Source organism: Streptomyces sp. R-07 (assembly GCF_049913175.1).
In the GTDB taxonomy this organism is placed as follows: Bacteria; Actinomycetota; Actinomycetes; order Streptomycetales; family Streptomycetaceae; genus Streptomyces.
On the sequence record NZ_CP183978.1, the window covers coordinates 4,591,447 to 4,609,570 of the forward strand.

Below are 18,124 nucleotides of genomic sequence, written 5' to 3' on the forward strand. Positions count from 1 at the left end.
AGAATCCCCGGCCGAATCCCGCTTCCCCGGACGGCCGTACCATGATCGCTCCATGACAACCGGCCCGGAGGTCGACCCATGTCGGAGCTGTCCCGTCGTACGGTCCTGCGCGGTCTCGGAGCCGGAGCGGGTGCCGCCGCCGCTGCACCCGGCCTCCTGGCGGGCGCGGCGGAGGCGGCGACGCCCGTCGTCCCGCCCGCCCGGACCGGCGACAACCCGGTCGTACGGGAGAACAGGGCGCCCGGCTCCGACCAGTGGGCCGTCGGCTGCGCGGAGACCCGCCGGGCCGACCCGGTCCGCCCGCAGATCGCGGGCCGCGCCGACCGGGACTCCGTCGCCCCCGGAGAGACCCTGCGCCTGCGCCTCTCCGCGCCCGGCGCGACCGTGTCGGTCTACCGCGTCGGCCACTACGGAGGTGCGCGCGCCCGCCACCTCCTGACGGACGCCGACGCCGGCCGGGTCTGGACCCTGAAGGTCCCGGACACGTGGGTCTCGGGCCTCTTCCTCGCCGTCCTCACCACACCCGACGGCTACCGCGCGCACGTCCACTTCGTCGTACGGGAGCCCGCCCGCCCCTCGGGCGTCCTCCACGTCGTCTCCGGCGAGGTGGGGGCGGAGGCGAGCGTCGTGCGCTGGCTGGAGGAGGAGGGGTACGACGTCACGTACGCCACCGGCCGGGACGTCCGCGAGGGCCGCGTGGACCCGGCCCGGTACGGCGCGCTCGTCCGCATCGGCTCCCGCCCCGCCACGGTCCGGGGCGCCCGCGTGGTCACCCTGCCCCGCCCGTTCGCGCTGAGCGAGCCGGGCCGGACCGAGGAGGCGGCCCGCCGGACCGCCTCCGCACTGATCGAAGCAGCGACGGCAGCGACGGCAGCGACAGCGGCGACGGCAGCGGCCGTCAGCAGGTCCAGAAGCTGACGTCCGCCCCGATCCAGCCCTTGAAGCCGCGGTCGTCGTAGAGCGTCACCCAGCCGTCGGTCGTCACTTCGAGCCGTACGGTCAGGGGCTGCCCCGTCACGTACGCGCCGGAGACCACGCCGACGAGCCGCTGGGTGCGGTTCGGCCGGGCGGGCACCGGGAGCTGGAAGAGCTTCGCCGTGCTGGCCCAGGCGGCCTTGTCGACCCGGTCGAGCGAGAAGTGCAGGTGCACCTGGTCGCCCGCGAGCCGGTACTGCGGCACGTACGTCGGGCCGTTCGGCGCGAGCACGGCGGTGTCGTAGGCGATCGGCACCCACGCGTTGGTCTCCGGGTGGGGGAAGCGGCCCGCGTGGAAGCGGCGCGCGCCCGACGCCCCGCCCGCGATGCCGAAGGCGAGGTTGGCCGGCGCACCGGCGATCTCGTACACGCACAGCCCCTCGGGCTCGCGGCTCACGACCGTGGGGAAGGCGGTGAGCGGCTCGTCCTGGACCACCTCGCCGGTGTCCCAGCGGGTGCAGGTCACCCGGGACTCGGCGTTCGGCAGGCCGTAGAGCGTGTAGAAGTGGTCTCCGAGGCTCGTGTACCCCTGGAGGGTCCGGCCGGAGGCCGGGAAGGGCAGCGTGGCCAGCGGGGTGTACGTACCGGCCACGACGGCGTCCAGGGCGTAGCGGTCGATGCCGCCGACCGCCTTGTCGGAGGAGACGTCGTTCGACTGCCAGCGGTAGATCAGCTCCCGCCGCGTCGGGTCGACGGTCGCCGACACCCGGTACACCTGGCCGCTCGGCCGGGGCCGGTGGAAGGTGATCGTGGCCGCCGGGGCGGAGGTGTCGGAGGCGTTGACGGTGCCGCCGGGGACGTACGGGATACGGGCGAGGGCGGAGGCCCAGTGGCCGTTCGGCAGCGCGTCGGTCCACAGGAAGACGGAGCCGCCGGTGTTCTCGACGCCTATGTTCGCCCCGTGGCCGGCGCGCTCGACGTGCATCGAGTCCACGACGTCGCCGTCGGCGGTGAGCCGCGTGACGAGGATCCGCTCCTCGTCCGCCGTGGTGATGTCCCGCTGGCACACGTACCAGAGCCGGCCGACGAGGTCCCAGAAGAAGGACTGGCCGACGCTGTTCTGGGAGGCCAGCTGCACCCCGTTGAGGAGGACGGGCGGCGGGACGGCGGAGGCGAGTGTGATCATGCGGCAACCTCTCAAGATCGACAAGAGAGGCCGAGACTACGGCCCGGTGTCCCGGCCGGTCGGGGAGGCCCTGGGAAGCGGTCATTCCGGAAACCGGGCCCCCTGCGGTGACGCACGCGACCCGGCGGGGTACGGTCCCTCTCACGGCGCGTCGAGCAGTAGGTCTCCGCGCCGTTTGGGAGGGAACTCAATGCGCATTTCCATGCTGCGGCGCGTGGCCACGGTGGCCACGACGCTGGGGCTCACCTCGCTCGGCCTCCTCGGCGCGGGCGTGGCGCCGGCGCAGGCCGCTGCCAGCGACTGCCCGTCCGGCTACTTCTGTGCCTGGAAGACCGACAACGCCACCGGCACGATGTACAAGACGAACGTGAACACGGCGACGCTCGGAACGTGGGACAACACGTTCCGCTCGGTCGTCAACCGCACGAACAAGTTCGCCTGCCTGTACGAGGACGCGAACTACGGCGACACCAACGCCGTCTACTCGACCCCGCCGGACCCGGCGGGCACCGAGTGGGGCGGACCGGGCAGCAACTCGGTCAGCTCGCTGAAGTTCGTCCCGACCGAGCGCGAGTGCGTCCTGCCCGCGTACCCGGAATGGCACTCCGCGACCACCTGGAAGCTGTCGGGCTTCGGTGACATGACGGCCGACCTCCAGGCGGATGTCCTGGTCCGCGACAAGGCCGGCCGCCTGTGGTTCCTGCCCGGCGACGGGACGGGCAAGCTGATCGGCTCCGGCGGCTGGAACGCCATGAACGCCCTCACCCGGCACGGCGACTTCACCGGCGACGGCCGCGAGGACGTCGTCGCGCGCGAGGGCTCCACCGGCAAGCTGTGGCTCTACCCGAACAGCGGCAGCGCCACGGGCGGCATCGGCACGCGCAAGCTGATCGGCTCCGGCGGCTGGAACGGCATGAACCAGATCACCGCCTTCGGTGATCTGACCGGCGACAGCCGCTCGGACCTGATCGCCGTCGAGAAGTCCACGGGCAAGCTCTGGCTGTACCCGGGCACCAGCACCGGCATCGGCGCCCGCAAGCTCATCGGCAGCGGCGGCTGGAACGCCATGAACGCGCTCGTCGCCCCGGGCGACATGAACGGTGACGACCGGGCCGACCTGATCGCCCGCGAAGCCTCCACGGGCAAGCTCTGGTTCTACCCGGGCACCGCCACGGGCGGCGTCGGCTCGCGCGTCCTGATCGGCTCCGGCGGCTGGAACGTGATGGCCTCGTTCCTCGCGGTCGGCGACTTCAACGCCGACGGTCGCCACGACCTCGCGACGATCACCAACAGCAACTACGTCTCCCCCGAGTGCCGCGGCGTGGGCTGCCTGGTCCTCTACACGGGCAAGGGCACGGGCGCGCTGAACGCGGGCGTGCCGGAGGACGGCAACTGGTGGGGCCTGAACGGCGCTTTCTGACCGGGACGCGGTGACCTGAAGAGGGCCTCCATCCGATGAGGGTGGAGGCCCTCGCTCTGTCTCGGACGCCCCGCAGCGCGCTGTAGCGGGCGACGACGATCCCCACGTCCGGCCGTTCGCTGAGAAAGCACCGTTCGACCCGTCCCTCGACGTAGACGAGTCGACTGCGGCGTTCTTCCGTCCCCAGGAGCGTGAAGGAGCCGCTGGGCTCGGCATGTGACCACCGGCTACGGGGAACCCCCTCTTCCGGTCCACTTGCCCGACCAGGTATCTTGCGTCGCATGGAACCAGGTGATGCAGCCAAGCTGGCCCGGGCGGCGACCCAGCTGCGCAGGGGGGTCCTGGAGTACTGCGTCCTCGCGCTGATGCGGGACCGCCCGCGCTACGGCGTGGAGCTGCTCCAGGCCCTGGGGGAGTCGGGTGCGCTGGCGACGAGCCAGGGCACGGTCTATCCGCTGCTCTCCCGGCTCCGCCGCGACGACCTGGTGACCACCACGTGGCAGGAGTCCGCCTCCGGGCCGCCCCGTCGCTACTACGCGCTCACCGACAGCGGCCGGGCCGCGCTGGACGAGTTCGCTCGCGTCTGGCCCGGGTTCCGCGACACCGTCGACGCGTTCCTGACCTTCCCGCACCCCCCCACCGGAGACCTCGCATGAAGACCGCTGCCGACGCCGTACGCGACTACCTCTCCGCTGTGGAGCGCGAGGCCTCCACACTCCCCGCCGACCGCCGCCAGGAGCTCCTGGCGGACCTCGCCGAACACGTGGAGGTGGCGCGCACCGAGCGTCCCGACGTGGCGATCGGCGAGATCCTCGCGGAGCTGGGGGACCCCCGCACGATCGCGACGACGGCCCTGACGGAGGCGGGCAGCGGTGCGGCCTGGACCTCGGCCGGGAGCGGTGCGGTGGACGCACCCGCCCGGCGCGGCAAGGTGCACCCCCTGGTCCCGCTCCTGATGCTGACCCTGTCGCTGCCGTTCATCATGGTCTTCCCGGACCTTCCGGGGCCGCTGTTCGGCGTGCTGTTCCGCATCACGGGCGCGGTACTGCTCTGCACGTCGGTGCACTGGACGGCCGTCCAGAAGACCACGGGCGTCCTGCTCATGGCGGTCCTGCCGACCGCCGTGATCGCCACCTGGAACCTGTCGGGCGCCCCGGCCGGCACTCCGTCCCTCCTGGCGAACCTGATCACCCTCGCCCTGCTGACCGCCACGTCGGCCTGGCTCTGGCGCGCCCGCCGCGCCTGAGCGGCCGTGCACCCGGGACGGCGGCGCCCGGCGGAGCGCCTCAGACGGTGGGCGTGGTGGACGTGGCGCCGTATCCGTACCGCGCCGACGTCCCCAGTTCCTCCTCGATGCGGATGAGCTGGTTGTACTTGGCCGTGCGGTCCGACCGGGACAGGGAGCCGGTCTTGATCTGGCCGCAGCCCGTGGCGACGGCCAGGTCCGCGATGGTCGTGTCCTCCGTCTCGCCGGAGCGGTGGGACATGACCGCCGCCCATCCGGCCCGCCGCGCGGCGCCCACCGTCCCGAGCGCCTCGGTCAGGGTCCCGATCTGGTTGACCTTGATCAGGACCGCGTTCCCCACGCCCGTACGGATGCCGTCCCGTACCAGCGCCTCGTTCGTGCAGAACACGTCGTCCCCGGTCAGCTGGCAGCGGTCGCCGACCCGGGCCGTCAGCTCGCGCCAGCCGTCGAGGTCGTCCTCGGCCATCGGGTCCTCCACCGACACGATCGGGTACGCGTCGATCAGCTTGGCGAGGTAGTCGACCTGGTCGGCGGACGTACGCCGGACGCCCTCTCCCTCGTACGCGTACACACCGCCCCGGTAGAACTCCGACGACGCCGGGTCCATGACGAGGCCGATGTCCGCTCCGGGCCGGTACCCGGTCCGCTCGATCGCGCCCATGACGAAGTCGAGCGCCTCCTCGGCCGTCCGCAGCGCGGGCGCGAAGCCGCCCTCGTCGCCGACGCCCGTGGAGTGGCCCGCGGCCAGCAGGTCGCGGCGGAGGGTGTGGAAGATCTCGGAGCCCATCCGGACGGCCTCCGCGAAGGACTCGGCGCCCACCGGCGCGATCATGAACTCCTGGAAGTCCAGCGGATTGTCGGCGTGGGCGCCGCCGTTGACGATGTTCATCATCGGCACCGGAAGCACGCGGGCGTCGGCCCCGCCGAGGTAGCGGTAGAGCGGCTGGCGGTGCGAGACGGCGGCGGCCTTCGCGGCGGCGAGGGAGACGCCGAGCAGGGCGTTGGCGCCGAGCCGGGCCTTGGTGGGCGTGCCGTCGAGCGCGACGAGCGCGGCGTCGAGGCCGGCCTGGTCGTCGGCGTCGCGCCCGGTGACGGCGGCCGCGATCTCGCCCTTCACGTGGGCCACGGCGCGGTCGACCCCCTTGCCGTGCCACCGCTGGGGCTCGCCGTCGCGGAGCTCCACCGCTTCGCGGGCGCCGGTGGAGGCGCCGGAGGGGACGGCGGCGCGGCCCAGGGATCCGTCGGCGAGGAGGACGTCGACCTCGACGGTGGGGTTTCCGCGGCTGTCGAGGACGGTTCGGGCGGTGACGGCGTGGATGGCGGTCGGCTCGATCGTGTGTGCGGGCATGGGAGGTCCTTCCCGTTGTCGCGTGCCGGGCCCCGGCTGCGGCGACGCTGACGCTCGGCCCGACGCGAAAACTGTACAGCAATGCTGTTCAGTCCCGCTGTTCAGTTCTGCTGTTCAGTCACGCTGTACAGTTCCGCTGCGCAAGGGCACCACCGGGGTAAAGTGCCCTATGCCCGCCCTGGAAGCCGCCACCGTCGCCGCCGAACTGCGCACCGCGATGGGCAAGCTCACCCGGCGCCTGAAGCGCGAGGACTGGATCCCGCACGGGCAGATCGCCGTGCTCGGAGTCCTGGACCGCGACGGCGCCATGACCACCAGCGACCTCGCGGCCGACCAGCGCGTACGCCCGCAGTCGATGGCCCGCGCGGTCGGGCTCCTCCTCGAACAGGGCCTGCTCGCCCGCAGCGCGCACCCCACGGACGGCCGCAAGTCCCTGCTCGACCTGACGGAGGCCGGCCGGGTCGCCCTGGAGGCGGAGCGCGGCCGCAGGGCCGGCTGGCTGGCCCTGGCCATCGAGGCCGAACTCACGCAGGAGGAGCGGGAGCTGCTGGCCCGCAGCGCGACCCTGATGGAACGCCTGGCCACCCGCCAGGGCCTCCCGGGCGCACCAGGGCCGGACCGGCCCTAGGGCCGGTCCGACGGGGGCCAGGGGCGTGCGCCCGCGCAGACGCGGCCACGGCTACGCTCGTCGGCATGTCGAACCGTGTTCCTCTCCATGAGGCGCTGCTCTCCACCGTGGGCACTCCCCAGCAGGCCGAACTCCTGGACAGCAGTCCGCGGTCACGGGTGTGGCGGGTGCGGCTGGCCGACCGGCAGCTGGTGATCGTCAAGCAGATCACCGACGGCGGGGACGCGGACGCCGACGCGGACACGCGCTTCGCGCGGGAGGTCGCCGGGCTGCGCCTGGCGGGGCGGGCCTCCGGGCTCGCCGTGGCCCCCGCGGTGCTCGCCACGGACCCGCCCTCGCGGGTGATGGTCCTCGAGCACGTGGACGACCTCGGCAGGACGGACGACTGGATGCCGGGGTACGCCGAGTCGCTCGCCCGGCTGCACGCCCTGACCGGGCCCGCCGACGCGGGCGCGCTACCGGTCTGGTCGGGGCCCACGGCCGCCGACGCGGAGTCCTTCCTCGCCCTGGCCAGGGCGCTCGACGTGCCCGTACCGTCCGCGGTTCCCCACGAACTCGCCGGTCTCCTGGAGCGGTTGGACCCCACCCCGCACCATGCGCTGCTGCACGGCGACCCCTGCCCCGGCAACGATCTGCGCACCGCCGACGGCGTCCGCTTCGTCGACTTCGAGCGGGCCTCGCTCGGCAACGGCCTGATCGAACTCGCCTACTTCCGCATCGGCTTCCCCACCTGCTGGTGCGCCCTGTCGGTCACCGCGGCCCCGCTCACGGAGGTCGAGGACGTCTACCGGGCCACCTGGCGCGGCCTCACCGGGAAGGACGTGCCGGGCGACCTCGCCGACGCGTGTGCGGGCTGGCTGATCCAGGGCGACGCGCTCGTCGAGCGGGCCCACCGCGGGACGGTCGACCAGCTCGCCCGGGTGCCCGCCGAGGACTTCGCGTGGGGCTACGTCTCCGCCCGCGAGAGGCTCGTCCACCGCCTGGGCGTGGTCGCCGACATGACCCGCGACCACGATCACCTGCACGCCGTCGGCCGACTCAGCTCCGCCCTGGCCGACCGCCTCCTCGAACGCTGGCCGAAGCTGCGCCCACTGCCCACACCTGACGCCCGCCCTTGGTACTAGGCCGGCCCGCGGCCGGACCGGTAGTGCGGGCGTCCTAGCAGCCGCTCTCTCCTCCCGCCGCGTCCGCCGTCGCCTCCACGCCGTAGCCGGAGCCCGAGGTGAGTTCGGGGGGAAGCGGAGCGCCCTCCGGCCCGAAGGTCTCGGGGGTGACGGAGTAGATGTTCAGGACCGTCGGGGTTCCGTCCACGCTGCGGGTGAAGCAGAGGTCGATCGCCATCCGGGAGGCCCGGGGCCGGGAGGGGCCCGGGTGCCAGCCGTCCTGGGCCGCCGCCGTCCGGTAGTGCTGGAGCACCTCGGCCGGGGTGCCGGGGAAGGCGTACGTCCGGGCCGCGTGCACCCAGGCCTCGCCGCTGTCCTCCCAGCAGCCCGCGTCGACGCGCTCGTACCCCCGGGGCGCGGTGGCTCCCGGCGGCGGCGCGTCGAGGAGGGGGAGCGAGCTGAGCCGCTCCACCCGCTCCTCGCTCTCCTCGCAGCCCTTGAGGGCCTCGAATCCCGCGAGGCCCGAGCAGCCGCTGAGGCCCCCGGCCGTCAGGACGACCGCCAGGAGCAGCGGTGTTCTCCTACGTATCGGCAAGGCGGTCTCTCTGTCAGATCCTGCCCGCGAGCACGCGGGTGCGGTGGCCGAGGGTCGCGGTCGGTTCGGCGATGAACCCGGGGCGGAGCGGCGGGCCGTTCCAGTGCTCGATGCCGAGGTGGGCGAAGGCGAAGAAGTCGTTCTCCCACTCCCAGGCCGGCAGCGGGACGGTACGGCCGCACGCCGGGCGGCAGACGTCGGCGACGCCCGTCTCCCACCAGGCGTCCATGGCCGTGGAGAAGGCGGGCCGCCGGTCGGGGACGACCGTCGCGCGGTGCGGGCAGACCGGCGAGCCGAAGTGGACCTTGCGTCCGGTGACGACGCGCAGGCCCTCGGTCCCCAGGCGGGGCCGCTCGTCCGTCACGTACGACGAGCGCGGCCCGGGCGGGTGGTCCACCGTCGTTTCGTGACCGCAGAGTTCGCGATCCCCCGCCGTCGCGATCCCCTCGGCGACCAGCCAGGCCCCCACCCGCTCCCCGAGCGCCTCGGCCTCCCCGGCCGTAGCCTCCAGATCGGCGACCGTCTGGAAGTGACTGCTCATGGACGTGTCAGCCGCCAGACCTGGTCCTCGCCCGTCTCCGCCGGGGCGGTGGGCTCGTGGGGGCGGCGGAGGTGGGCGGTGAAGCCGAGGCGGGTGGGGACGGCGCCGCTCTCGTGGTTGGCGACGTCGTGGACGATCTCGACGCCCGTGACACCGGGGAGGCGGAACGCCTGCTCGACGAGCGCGCGGGCGGCGCGGGTCGCGAGGCCCCGGCCGGTGGCGGACGGGTGCAGCCAGTAGCCGATCTCGAGCGTGCCGTCCGGGGTGTCGTCGTGCCGGTGCAGCCCGCAGGACCCGACGACGGCCCCGTCGAGCACGATCGCGTAGCTGTACTGGACGCCGCTCGCCCACAGTTCCGCCCGCCCGGCCAGGAAGTGCGCGGTCCTTTCGCGGCTGTGCTCGGCGACCCACGGCATCCACGGGCGCAGGTGCTCCACCGACTCGTCGACGACCCGGAAGAACTCCGGCAGGTCCGCCTCGCCCTCGAACGCGCGCAGCGTCAGCCCGCCGTCGAGCTCGATACGGGGCTGGGGAGAGGGCGTGGGCTGTGAAAGGTCCATGCGGGGAGGATCGTTCGTTCCGGTCACCTCGGGCAAGGGATTTCGGTCGGCGCGGGGGCGGGCGCGGGCGTACGCAGGCGGGCGAGGTCGATCAGGATGAACACGACCGCCACCACGCACAGGATCGTGGACTGGAGCGAGAAGCCGACCGCCTCGATGTCGAGCAGCGTCTGCAGGGCCCCGGCGAAGAGCGACCCGACCGCCACGTCCAGGACCGTCCCCTGGCCGCTCTTCAGGCTGCAACCGCCCGCCGTGAGCGCGAGCAGGCAGGCGATCATGAACTGTTTGCCCAGCTCGCCCTGCACGGTCACGCCGATGCGAGCCGTGTACAGCAGGCCCACGAGCGTCGCGAGCAGGAACGACGGCAGGAAGAGGGAGACCGTCACCCGCACCCACGTCGGCTCCTGCACCCGCAGCCGCGCCTCCTGCCGGGGCAGGTACCAGGCCGTGGCCACGAACAGCGCGGCGGCGACCACGGCCACCCCGGGGATCCGCAGGTCGTTGGAGACCAGCGTGGTCAGGAACGGGGCCCGTACCACCTCCATCTGCGGCGGGGCGATGTCGGTGACGAGCTGGTCCGCGCCGATGAGGACGGCGACGGCCGAGAACAGGGCGTGCCCCGTACGGACGTTGAGGGAGAGGAAGCCGCTGAGGAAGGCGAACGGCACGGCGGCGAGCAGTGCGAGCAGCAGCCCGAGCAGCATCGTGCCGTTGCCCTCGCCGGTGCTGTTCACGCCGATGATGGCCGCGCCGAGGCCCGCGACGCCGACCGTCGCCGGTTCGATGCGGCCGCTGCGCAGCAGCAGGAGCTGGGAGAGGGCGAGGACGCCGGGTATCGCCGCGACCGTGACGATGCTCTGCAGCAGGCCGGCCGCCCTGCCCACCTCCGCGAAGCACAGGACGACGAGGACGAGCGTCGCGGCGCCCACGACGCCGAGCCAGACCCCCTGCCCCCGCCGGACCTCGGTCGGCGTGCTGACGTCCTCCATGCATACGCTCCCCACCGGTCGTTGATCGGACGGACAGCCATCATGGTGGACGGCATGGAAATCGACGAGAGTCTCGTACGGGCGCTGCTCCGGGAGCGGCACCCGGACCTGGCAGAGCTGCCGATCCGGCCGGTGCCGGGCGGCTGGGACAACCAACTGTGGCGGATCGGCGACGAGTTGGCCGCACGGATGCCCCGCACCGAACGGGCCCCGACGCTGCTGCGCAAGGAGTACCGGTGGCTGCCCGCCCTGGCGCCGCTGCTCCCGCTTCCCGTACCCGTCCCCGTACGCACCTCCGAACCGTCCGCCCGCTTCCCCCGGTTCTGGACGGTCGCCCGCTGGGTCCCGGGCGAGCCGGCCGACGCCACCCCCGTCACGCGCGGCGACCACGCCGCCGAGGCCCTCGCGGGCTTCCTGCGGGCGCTCCACCGCGAGGCGCCCGCCGAGGCCCCCGCCAACCCCGACCGGGGCGTGCCCCTCGCGAGCTTCGTGGCCGGGTTCGAGGAGGGGTTCCCGCTCCTGGCCGCGCACGCCGACCCCGTGGCCGTACGGAAGGTGTGGGACGACGCCCTCGCGGCCCCCGCCTGGCAGGGCCCGCCGATGTGGCTGCACGGGGACCTGCACCCCGCGAACGTGGCCGTCTCGGACGGGACCCTCGCCGGCGTCCTGGACTTCGGCGAACTCTGCGCGGGCGACCCGGCGACGGACCTCTCGGCCGCGTGGCTGCTGCTGCCCGAGGGCGCGGCCCCGCACTTCTTCGAGGCGTACGCGCGCGTGGACGACGCGAGACCGTACGCGCGCGTGGACGACGCGACGCCACGCGCGCGCGTGGACGAGGCCACCGTCCGGCGCGCCCGGGGCTGGGCCCTGCTCCGCGCCGCCGGTCTCATCGCCATCGGCCGCGCCGGCGAACGCGGCCTCCCGGGCGGCAAGCCGACCTGGGGCCCGGCCGGCCGCGCCACCCTCGCCCGCGTCCTCGCCTCGTCCTAGGGCACCCCTCGCACCACGCCGATGGCCCGCTCGGACGACGAGCGGGCCATCGGGCGTATGGGCCATCAGGCGTGCGGGCCATCGGGCGTATGGGCCATCAGGCGTGCGGGCCATCGGGCGTACGGGTCATCGGGCGTGCGGGAAGCCGCAGGCCTACCCCTTGCTGACCGCCGCCAGGATCTCCGGCAGGCGGTTCGCCGTGCGCGGGGCCGCCAGCTTGAGGCCCGCGAGGACGAGGAGCGCTCCGTAGAGCGTGCCGGCCGGGAGGAGGAGCCACAGCAGGGACTGCTGATCGGAGACGTGGAGGTAGATCGTCGCGGCGATGAGCGGGGAGCACAGCAGCCCGCCCATGACCATGCCGCCCATGATCGACATCCAGGCGAGGCCGCCCTGCCCCGGCACCACGTTCTTGTAGCCGCTGTCCTGGGGGATCGAGTACGGGAAGGTCGCCGAGGTCACCGCGCCCGTCGCCACCATCGCGCCGAGCAGGGCGAACGCCAGACCGAGGGCCTCCGGGAACGCCTGCCAGTCGCCGAGGACGCCGGCGGTCAGCGCGGTGACGAACGCCGTGTACGGCAGCGTGATCGAGAGCAGGGCCAGGGCCCGCGCCCGGAGTTCGGCGTACGCGTCGGCCGGCGTAGAGATGGTCTGCGCGACCATCCAGAACGCCGAGGTGTCCTGGCCGAACTGGTTGTACATCTGGATGCCGAGCATGCCGGAGGCGAAGCAGGCCGTGTAGATCGAGCCCGTGCCCTGGATGGCGTTGAAGAGGGGGACGATCAGGCCGACGGCGAGCGAGGTCACCCACGCCGCCTTCGTCTTCGGGTCGCGCCAGATGTACCGCAGGCTGCGCTCCATCACCGTGCCCGTCCGTCCGCCCGGCAGGATCCGGGCGAGGAGGCCCGAGGCGCCGGACTTCTCGCCGGCGCCCGCGTCGGCGGCCGCGCCGATCGTGGAGCCGTCCGGCTCGACCATCAGCCGCACCAGGCTCCGCTGCCACCAGAACAGGACTGCCACGAGGACCGCCGCCGTGAGCAGCAGCCGGACCGCCGCCACGACGTAGTCGCCTTGGCTCGCGGAGTCGACGGCGCCGATCGCGGCGGCCGGCGGCAGCCAGCCGACGACGGCCGCCGCCGGCTCCAGGGACTCCAGGCCGCCGGCCTGGCCGAGCCGCTGGGCGCCGAAGTTCACGAACTGGATGCCGACGGCGATGACCAGGCCGCTCAGCATGGCCAGGTCCCGGCCCTTGCGGGAGGTGAGGAGCCGGACGTTGGCGGCGGCCACGGCCCGCGACAGCGCCACGCACGTCACCGCCGCGAGCGGGACGGCGAGGACGGCCAGGACGGTGCCGGCCGCGCCGTGCGCGACGGCCAGGACCGCGCCCAGGACCAGGACGAGGGTGAGGGCGGGGCCGACGCCCACGAGGGAGGCCACGAGCAGCGCCCGGACCAGCGGCCGGGGCCGCAGCGGCAGCATCACGAGCCGCGAGGGGTCGAGGGTCTCGTCCCCGCTCGGGATGAACAGCGGCATGAACGTCCAGGACAGCGCGAGGACCCCGGTGAGGAGGATCGCGACGGTGGGGGCGTCCGCGTGACCCCGCAGCAGGACGAAGGCCAGCACGACGACGCCGGCGAAGACGACGCCGAAGACGATCGTCGCGATGTACGCGGCGGTCCGTCCGCCGGACTGCCGCAGCCCGTTCCGCAGCAGCGACAGCTTGAGCCGTACGAAGACGGACGTGAGCGACGGTACGGGCGAAGGGGAAGGCGAGGTGGCGGTGGCGGTACTCATCGCTGCTTACCGCCCGCGCCGCCCAGCCAGTCGAGCGAGTCGCCGGCCGCCTCGCGGCCGTTCGCGCCGACGAGCTCCAGGAACGCCGCCTGGAGCGAGGGCGCCGAGCCCCGCACCTCGGCCAGCGGGCCCTGCGCGCGGATCTGGCCGGCCGCCATGACGGCGACCCAGTCGCAGAGCGACTCGACCAGTTCCATGACGTGGCTGGAGAAGACGACGGTCGCGCCGGAGGAGGTGTACCGCTCCAGGACGCCCCTGATGGTCTGCGCCGAGACCGGGTCGACGCCCTCGAAGGGCTCGTCGAGGAAGAGGACCTCGGGGTTGTGGAGGAGCGCGGCGGCCAGGCCGATCTTCTTCCGCATGCCGGTCGAGTAGTCGACGACCAGCTTGTTCTGCGAGCCGGTCAGGTCGAGCACGTCGAGGAGCTGCGCCGCCCGCTTGTCGACCTCGGCGCCGGGCAGTCCGCGCAGCCGGCCGCTGTAGGCGAGGAGTTCGCGGCCCGAGAGGCGCTCGAAGAGCCGCAGGCCCTCCGGCAGGATGCCGATGCGGGCCTTGACCTGGGCGACCGACTCCGGGTCGGCCCACACGTCGTGCCCGGCGACGAGGATCCGTCCGTGGTCGGGCCGCAGCAGGCCGGTGATCATGGAGAGGGTGGTGGTCTTGCCGGCCCCGTTGGGCCCCACGAGCCCGATGAACTTGCCTGCGGGCAGGACGAGATCGATCCCGTTCACCGCGATCTGCTGTCCGAAGCGCTTCCACAGCCCCTCGACACGCACGGCGGGCACCGCACCGTCCCCCGGTGCGGCGCCCGCCGTGTCGAACGTTTCGTCAAATGCCTGGTCAGGCATGGTCCGTCAACCTTTCGGTCGTCCCCGTAATACGTACGGGGACACCCTATGGTCGAGACCCGCCGGACCTCCGGGTCACTGCGCGCGGTTCCTGGCCTCCGCCGCCTCCCGGCCGCACGCGTACGCGAGGGCGCTGATCAGCTCCTCGGCGTCCGGCAGCCAGCGGTTCGCCGGGGTGGGGCGCCGCGCCCACTGCACCGCGCCGAAGCCGCCGATCCGGGTGGGCGGGGCCGCGACGTAGTGGCCCTCGCCGCGCGTGACGAGGTCGATGGCGGCCGGGGCCCAGCCGAGCTTGCGGACGAGGTCCGGCACCTTGGTGGCCGCGCCGGGCAGCACGAAGAAGTACATGCGGCGGTCCGGGGTGCAGGTCACGGGGCCGAGCGTCAGCTCCATGCGCTCCATGCGGGCGAGCGCCAGGAAGCCGGCCGACTCGGACACCTCGATCGCGTCGAAGGTGCGGCCGGTCGGCAGCAGGATCGACGCCTTCGGCGTCTTCGACCACATCCGCCGCGCCCCGACGCCGCTCCCGGTCGCCTGGGTCGACCAGTCGGGCCTGACCGCGTGGCCGCCGGGCACGGCGCACGCGTCCGCGCCGCAGGAGCAGCGCTCCCGGCCCTCGACGGCTTCCAGCCAGGTCCCGGGAAACACGTCCCAGTGCCGCTCTTCCGCGTACCGCACGGCGCTGTCCAGCAGCTGCTCGCCCCGCTGCTTGGGGATCTGTGCGGCTTCCGTGACTCCCATGGTCTCTTCCACGGTGAACACAACTTCCCCGGTCACCTGGGGTTACGGGCGCGATGGACGGTGTGTTGACGCATCGATCCTGCACGCGGGGCGCACGGGTGCACTGGCGGGGGCGCGCGGCGGACCGGGGAGCGGGGGTGGGTACGGACAGGTGGGGGCGCCGGCGGCAGGGGGCTTCGCCCTCGCGGCCGACGTGTCCGGTTTCGCGTGTTCACATCGGCATTGACCGGATATCCACCGGGCAGTGATCCCTTCTCCGGTGATCACCGCACCGCCTCAGGGGGTACTCATGGCAGCCAGGCCACTCGTTCCGCGTCAGCTCAACGAACGGCTCCAGGCGCTCATCCAGGAGGCCGGCTGCTCCAACGCCGGCCTGGCCCGCAGGGTCAACATGGTCGGCTCGGAGCGCGGCCTCGACCTGCGCTACGACAAGACGTCGGTGGCGCGCTGGCTGCGCGGGCAGCAGCCGCGCGGCCGGGCGCCCGGGATCATCGCGGAGGCGCTGGGCCGCAAGCTGGGCCGTACGGTCACGATCGACGAGGTCGGCATGGCCAACGGCCGGAACCTCGCGGCCGGGGTGGGGCTCCAGTTCGCGCCGACCGTGCCGGGGGCGATCGAGCAGGTCTGCGAGCTGTGGCGCAGCGACGTCGGGCGCCGGGACTTCCTGTCCGGCTCGACGGTGGCGGCCTCGGCCCTGGTCGAGCCCAGCAGGGACTGGCTGATCACGGGTCCCGACTCGCACGTGGCCCGGATGGCGGGGGCCCGCGTCGGGGTCGCGGACGTGGCGGCGGTACGGGAGATGACGGCCGCGCTCGTCGACCTCGACCGGCGCTTCGGCAGCGGGCACGTGCGGCCGGTGGTCGTGCACTACCTCAACAGCGTGGTGTCGGGCATGCTGTCCGGCTCGTACCGGGAGGCGGTCGGCCGGCAGCTGTTCGCGGCGGTCGCGCGACTCACCGAACTCGCCGGGTACATGGCGGTGGACACCGGTGAACCGGGGCTCGCGCAGCGGTACTACATCCAGGCGCTGCGGCTCGCGCAGGCGGCGGGGGACCGGGGGTACGGCGGCTATGTGCTCGCCGCCTCGATGAGCCACCTCGCCGCGCAGCTCGGGAACCCCCGGGAGATCGCCCAGTTGGCGCGGGCCGCGCAGGAGGGGGCGCGCGGGAAGGTGCCGCCGCGCGCGGAGGCGATGTTCCTCGCGGCGGAGGCGCGCGGGCACGCGCTGATGGGAGACGTGCGGGCCTTCGAGACGGCGGCGGGCCGTGCCGTACGGGCGCTGGCGCAGGCCGATCCGGAGGCGGGCGACGACCCGCCGTGGATCGCGCACTTCGACGCGGCGTACCTGGCGGACGAACTGGCGCACTGCCACCGGGACCTGGGGCAGTCGGAGGCGGCGGCGCGGGCGGCGGAGGAGTCGATCGCCGGGCACCCGGAGACGCGGGCGCGGCGGCGGGCGATCGGCCTCGCGCTGCTCGCCTCGGCGCAGGTCCAGCAGCGGGAGGTGGAGCAGGCCTGCCGGACGGGCACGAAGGCGCTCGAACTGCTCGGGACGCTGCGGTCGTCGCGGGGCGCGGAGTACCTGGACGACCTGCGGGAGCGCCTGGAGCCGTACGCGGGGGAGGCGGTGGTGCGGGAGTTCGGCGCGCGTCTCGAGCTGTACGCGGCGTAGAGCGTGTCAACTGTGTAATGGGTCTCACACGTGTGTGCGGAGCCGTGGCGGCACCCGGTAGCGTGAGCCGACGATTCCGTAGGTTGGTCCATCAGTGGGAGTCCCGGTGACGCAGAACGGACAGGGTCCGGAGCAGGGCGGCGGTCAGCCGTGGGGCGGCGCCCAGCCGTGGGGTCCCACCGGCGGCCAGCAGGGCGGGCAGCCGTTGCCGCCCGCGCAGCCGCTGCCCCCGGAGGCGCCGCAGGGCGCCGCCGACATGCAGTCCACCCAGTACCTGGCGCCGATACCGCCGCAGCAGGCCCCGCCGCAGCCCGGCTACGGCTACCCGGGGCCGGGCGCCCCGGCCGCCGCCGACATGCAGGCGACCCAGCACATCGCGCCGGTCCCGGGCGGGATGCCTCCGGTGCAGGGCGGGATGCCTCCCGTCCAGGGCGGGATGCCGCCGGCGCAGGCCGCCCCGCAGCCGGGGTACGGCTACCCGCCGCCGGCCCAGGCCGCCCCGCAGCAGGGCTACGGCTACCCGCCGCCGGCCGCCGGCGACATGCAGGCCACGCAGCACATGGCCCCGGTGCCGCCGCAGCAGGGAGGGGGCTCCGACACCCAGTTCCTCGGCACGGGCCCGCTCGCGCACCAGGGCCCCGGTCCTGCCGGTGCCTCGGACGCGACCCAGTACATCGCCCCCGTACCGGCGGCGCCCGGTGAGCGGCAGCCGCCCGCGGAGTTCGACAGCCTCTTCCGTACGGAGGCGCCGCGGCCGCCCCAGCAGCAGCACGCACCGCAGGGCTACCAGCAGCCGGGCCCGGCCCCGTACCAGCAGCAGCCCCAGCACCACCACCAGCCCCCGCAGCCCCCGCAGCAGTACGGCTACGAGGACGCCTACTACGACGACGAGCCCGCGCCGCGCCGCAAGTCGCCGCTCGCGCTGATCGCCGCCGTCGTCGTCGGCTGCGCGGTCGTCGGCCTCGGCGCCGGGATGCTGCTCAGCGGCGGGGACGAGAAGAAGGACCCCAAGACCGGCGGACAGAACGTCGCGGCGAGCTCCGCCGCGCCCTCCACCGGGGCGGAGCAGCCCACGGAGAAGCCGGCCGACCCGGCGGAGCCGCAGGCGCAGGAGCTCAGCAAGCTGCTCGCGACCAGCAGCAGCAGCCGTGAGACGGTGATCAGCTCGGTCGCGTCCATCAACCAGTGCAAGAACCTCGACAAGGCCGCCGGCGATCTGCAGGGAGCCGCCGAGCAGCGCCGGGGCCTGATCACCAAGCTCCAGTCGCTGTCGGTCGACAAGATCCCGGACAACGCGGCTCTGACGGCGGCGCTCACCAAGGCCTGGCAGGCCTCGGCCGCCGCCGACGACCACTACGCGGCCTGGGCCGTCCAGATGAAGGCCAAGAAGGCCTGCAAGGGCGGCCACGCCCGGACGACCAGCCAGAAGTCCGCGGGGGACGCGAAGAGCGGCGAGGCCAGCGCCGCCAAGAAGACGGCGGCCGGGCTGTGGAACCCGACCGCCGTGAAGTACGGCCTGGAGAAGCGGAGCTGGACGCAGCTCTGAGCAGG

At 73.7% G+C, this 18,124-nt stretch carries 18 protein-coding genes; 9 read left to right on the plus strand and 9 right to left on the minus strand.

What is annotated here, in order from left to right; translation table 11 throughout:
- The first annotated feature begins 78 nt into the window (after nt 1-78).
- Nucleotides 79-918, plus strand: coding sequence for a N,N-dimethylformamidase beta subunit family domain-containing protein (locus tag ACN9M0_RS21065; RefSeq protein WP_426404039.1), 840 nt, complete (start codon nt 79-81; stop codon nt 916-918).
- Here the strand turns inward: ACN9M0_RS21065 and ACN9M0_RS21070 are convergent.
- Nucleotides 899-2,101 (minus strand): hypothetical protein, encoded by a 1,203-nt coding sequence (locus ACN9M0_RS21070; RefSeq protein WP_426404040.1) that lies wholly within the window; start codon nt 2,099-2,101, stop codon nt 899-901. The two genes, ACN9M0_RS21065 and ACN9M0_RS21070, sit on opposite strands and share 20 nt — an antisense overlap.
- Nucleotides 2,102-2,291: 190 nt before the next feature.
- On the opposite strand from ACN9M0_RS21070, the gene ACN9M0_RS21075 reads away from it, so the two are divergent.
- The 3 genes from ACN9M0_RS21075 to ACN9M0_RS21085 all read left to right on the plus strand — a co-directional run bounded on the left by ACN9M0_RS21075 (nt 2,292) and on the right by ACN9M0_RS21085 (nt 4,767).
- Nucleotides 2,292-3,521: a peptidase inhibitor family I36 protein gene (locus ACN9M0_RS21075; protein ID WP_426404041.1), complete on the plus strand. Its 1,230-nt coding sequence runs from the start codon at nt 2,292-2,294 to the stop codon at nt 3,519-3,521.
- A gap of 281 nt (nt 3,522-3,802) precedes the next feature.
- Nucleotides 3,803-4,177: a PadR family transcriptional regulator gene (locus ACN9M0_RS21080; protein WP_426404042.1), complete on the plus strand. Its 375-nt coding sequence runs from the start codon at nt 3,803-3,805 to the stop codon at nt 4,175-4,177.
- A complete protein-coding gene (locus ACN9M0_RS21085) occupies nt 4,174-4,767 on the plus strand; it encodes an HAAS signaling domain-containing protein (RefSeq protein WP_399695788.1) in 594 nt (197 codons plus the stop codon). Before ACN9M0_RS21080 ends, ACN9M0_RS21085 begins: the two co-directional genes overlap by 4 nt.
- Before the next feature lie 40 nt (nt 4,768-4,807).
- Here ACN9M0_RS21085 and eno read toward each other — a convergent pair whose 3' ends face one another.
- On the minus strand, nt 4,808-6,115 hold the full coding sequence (gene eno / locus ACN9M0_RS21090) for a phosphopyruvate hydratase (protein WP_399695789.1): 1,308 nt from the start codon (nt 6,113-6,115) through the stop codon (nt 4,808-4,810).
- Nucleotides 6,116-6,284: 169 nt separating this feature from the next.
- Here eno and ACN9M0_RS21095 point away from each other — a divergent pair, with 169 nt between their 5' ends.
- A complete protein-coding gene (locus tag ACN9M0_RS21095) occupies nt 6,285-6,743 on the plus strand; it encodes a MarR family winged helix-turn-helix transcriptional regulator (RefSeq protein ID WP_366039021.1) in 459 nt (152 codons plus the stop codon).
- Between the two features lie 65 nt (nt 6,744-6,808).
- Complete coding sequence (locus ACN9M0_RS21100) at nt 6,809-7,867, plus strand: phosphotransferase (protein WP_366039019.1); 1,059 nt, start codon at nt 6,809-6,811, stop codon at nt 7,865-7,867.
- A 34-nt stretch (nt 7,868-7,901) separates the two neighbouring features.
- Here the strand turns inward: ACN9M0_RS21100 and ACN9M0_RS21105 are convergent, their stop codons facing one another.
- Genes ACN9M0_RS21105 through ACN9M0_RS21120 form a run of 4 tightly spaced genes read right to left on the minus strand, consistent with a single transcriptional unit; the run spans nt 7,902 to nt 10,531 of the window.
- Nucleotides 7,902-8,441 carry a hypothetical protein gene (locus tag ACN9M0_RS21105; RefSeq protein WP_426404043.1) on the minus strand — a complete coding sequence of 180 codons (540 nt, stop codon included), beginning with the start codon at nt 8,439-8,441 and terminating at the stop codon, nt 7,902-7,904.
- Between the two features lie 13 nt (nt 8,442-8,454).
- Complete coding sequence (locus tag ACN9M0_RS21110) at nt 8,455-8,982, minus strand: hypothetical protein (protein ID WP_426404044.1); 528 nt, start codon at nt 8,980-8,982, stop codon at nt 8,455-8,457.
- Nucleotides 8,979-9,542: a GNAT family N-acetyltransferase gene (locus ACN9M0_RS21115; RefSeq protein ID WP_366039016.1), complete on the minus strand. Its 564-nt coding sequence runs from the start codon at nt 9,540-9,542 to the stop codon at nt 8,979-8,981. The genes ACN9M0_RS21110 and ACN9M0_RS21115 overlap by 4 nt, the downstream gene beginning before the upstream one ends.
- A 23-nt stretch (nt 9,543-9,565) precedes the next feature.
- Nucleotides 9,566-10,531 (minus strand): hypothetical protein, encoded by a 966-nt coding sequence (locus ACN9M0_RS21120; protein ID WP_426404045.1) that lies wholly within the window; start codon nt 10,529-10,531, stop codon nt 9,566-9,568.
- A gap of 54 nt (nt 10,532-10,585) precedes the next feature.
- Here ACN9M0_RS21120 and ACN9M0_RS21125 point away from each other — a divergent pair, with 54 nt between their 5' ends.
- Entirely contained in the window at nt 10,586-11,521 is a 936-nt protein-coding gene (locus ACN9M0_RS21125) for an aminoglycoside phosphotransferase family protein (RefSeq protein ID WP_366039014.1), read from the plus strand.
- 153 nt (nt 11,522-11,674) lie between these two features.
- Here the strand turns inward: ACN9M0_RS21125 and ACN9M0_RS21130 are convergent, their stop codons facing one another.
- The 3 genes from ACN9M0_RS21130 to ACN9M0_RS21140 all read right to left on the minus strand — a co-directional run bounded on the left by ACN9M0_RS21130 (nt 11,675) and on the right by ACN9M0_RS21140 (nt 14,901).
- Nucleotides 11,675-13,312: a transporter gene (locus tag ACN9M0_RS21130; RefSeq protein ID WP_366039013.1), complete on the minus strand. Its 1,638-nt coding sequence runs from the start codon at nt 13,310-13,312 to the stop codon at nt 11,675-11,677.
- A complete protein-coding gene (locus ACN9M0_RS21135; RefSeq protein ID WP_399695796.1) occupies nt 13,309-14,160 on the minus strand; it encodes an ABC transporter ATP-binding protein in 852 nt (283 codons plus the stop codon). Before ACN9M0_RS21135 ends, ACN9M0_RS21130 begins: the two co-directional genes overlap by 4 nt.
- Nucleotides 14,161-14,235: 75 nt before the next feature.
- Nucleotides 14,236-14,901 (minus strand): bifunctional DNA primase/polymerase, encoded by a 666-nt coding sequence (locus tag ACN9M0_RS21140; protein WP_366039011.1) that lies wholly within the window; start codon nt 14,899-14,901, stop codon nt 14,236-14,238.
- Between the two features lie 289 nt (nt 14,902-15,190).
- Between ACN9M0_RS21140 and ACN9M0_RS21145 the strand changes: the two genes are divergently transcribed.
- Both ACN9M0_RS21145 and ACN9M0_RS21150 read left to right on the plus strand, forming a co-directional pair.
- Nucleotides 15,191-16,573 (plus strand): transcriptional regulator, encoded by a 1,383-nt coding sequence (locus ACN9M0_RS21145; protein ID WP_426404046.1) that lies wholly within the window; start codon nt 15,191-15,193, stop codon nt 16,571-16,573.
- 106 nt (nt 16,574-16,679) lie between these two features.
- Complete coding sequence (locus ACN9M0_RS21150) at nt 16,680-18,119, plus strand: hypothetical protein (protein ID WP_366039008.1); 1,440 nt, start codon at nt 16,680-16,682, stop codon at nt 18,117-18,119.
- Nucleotides 18,120-18,124 lie beyond the last annotated feature (5 nt).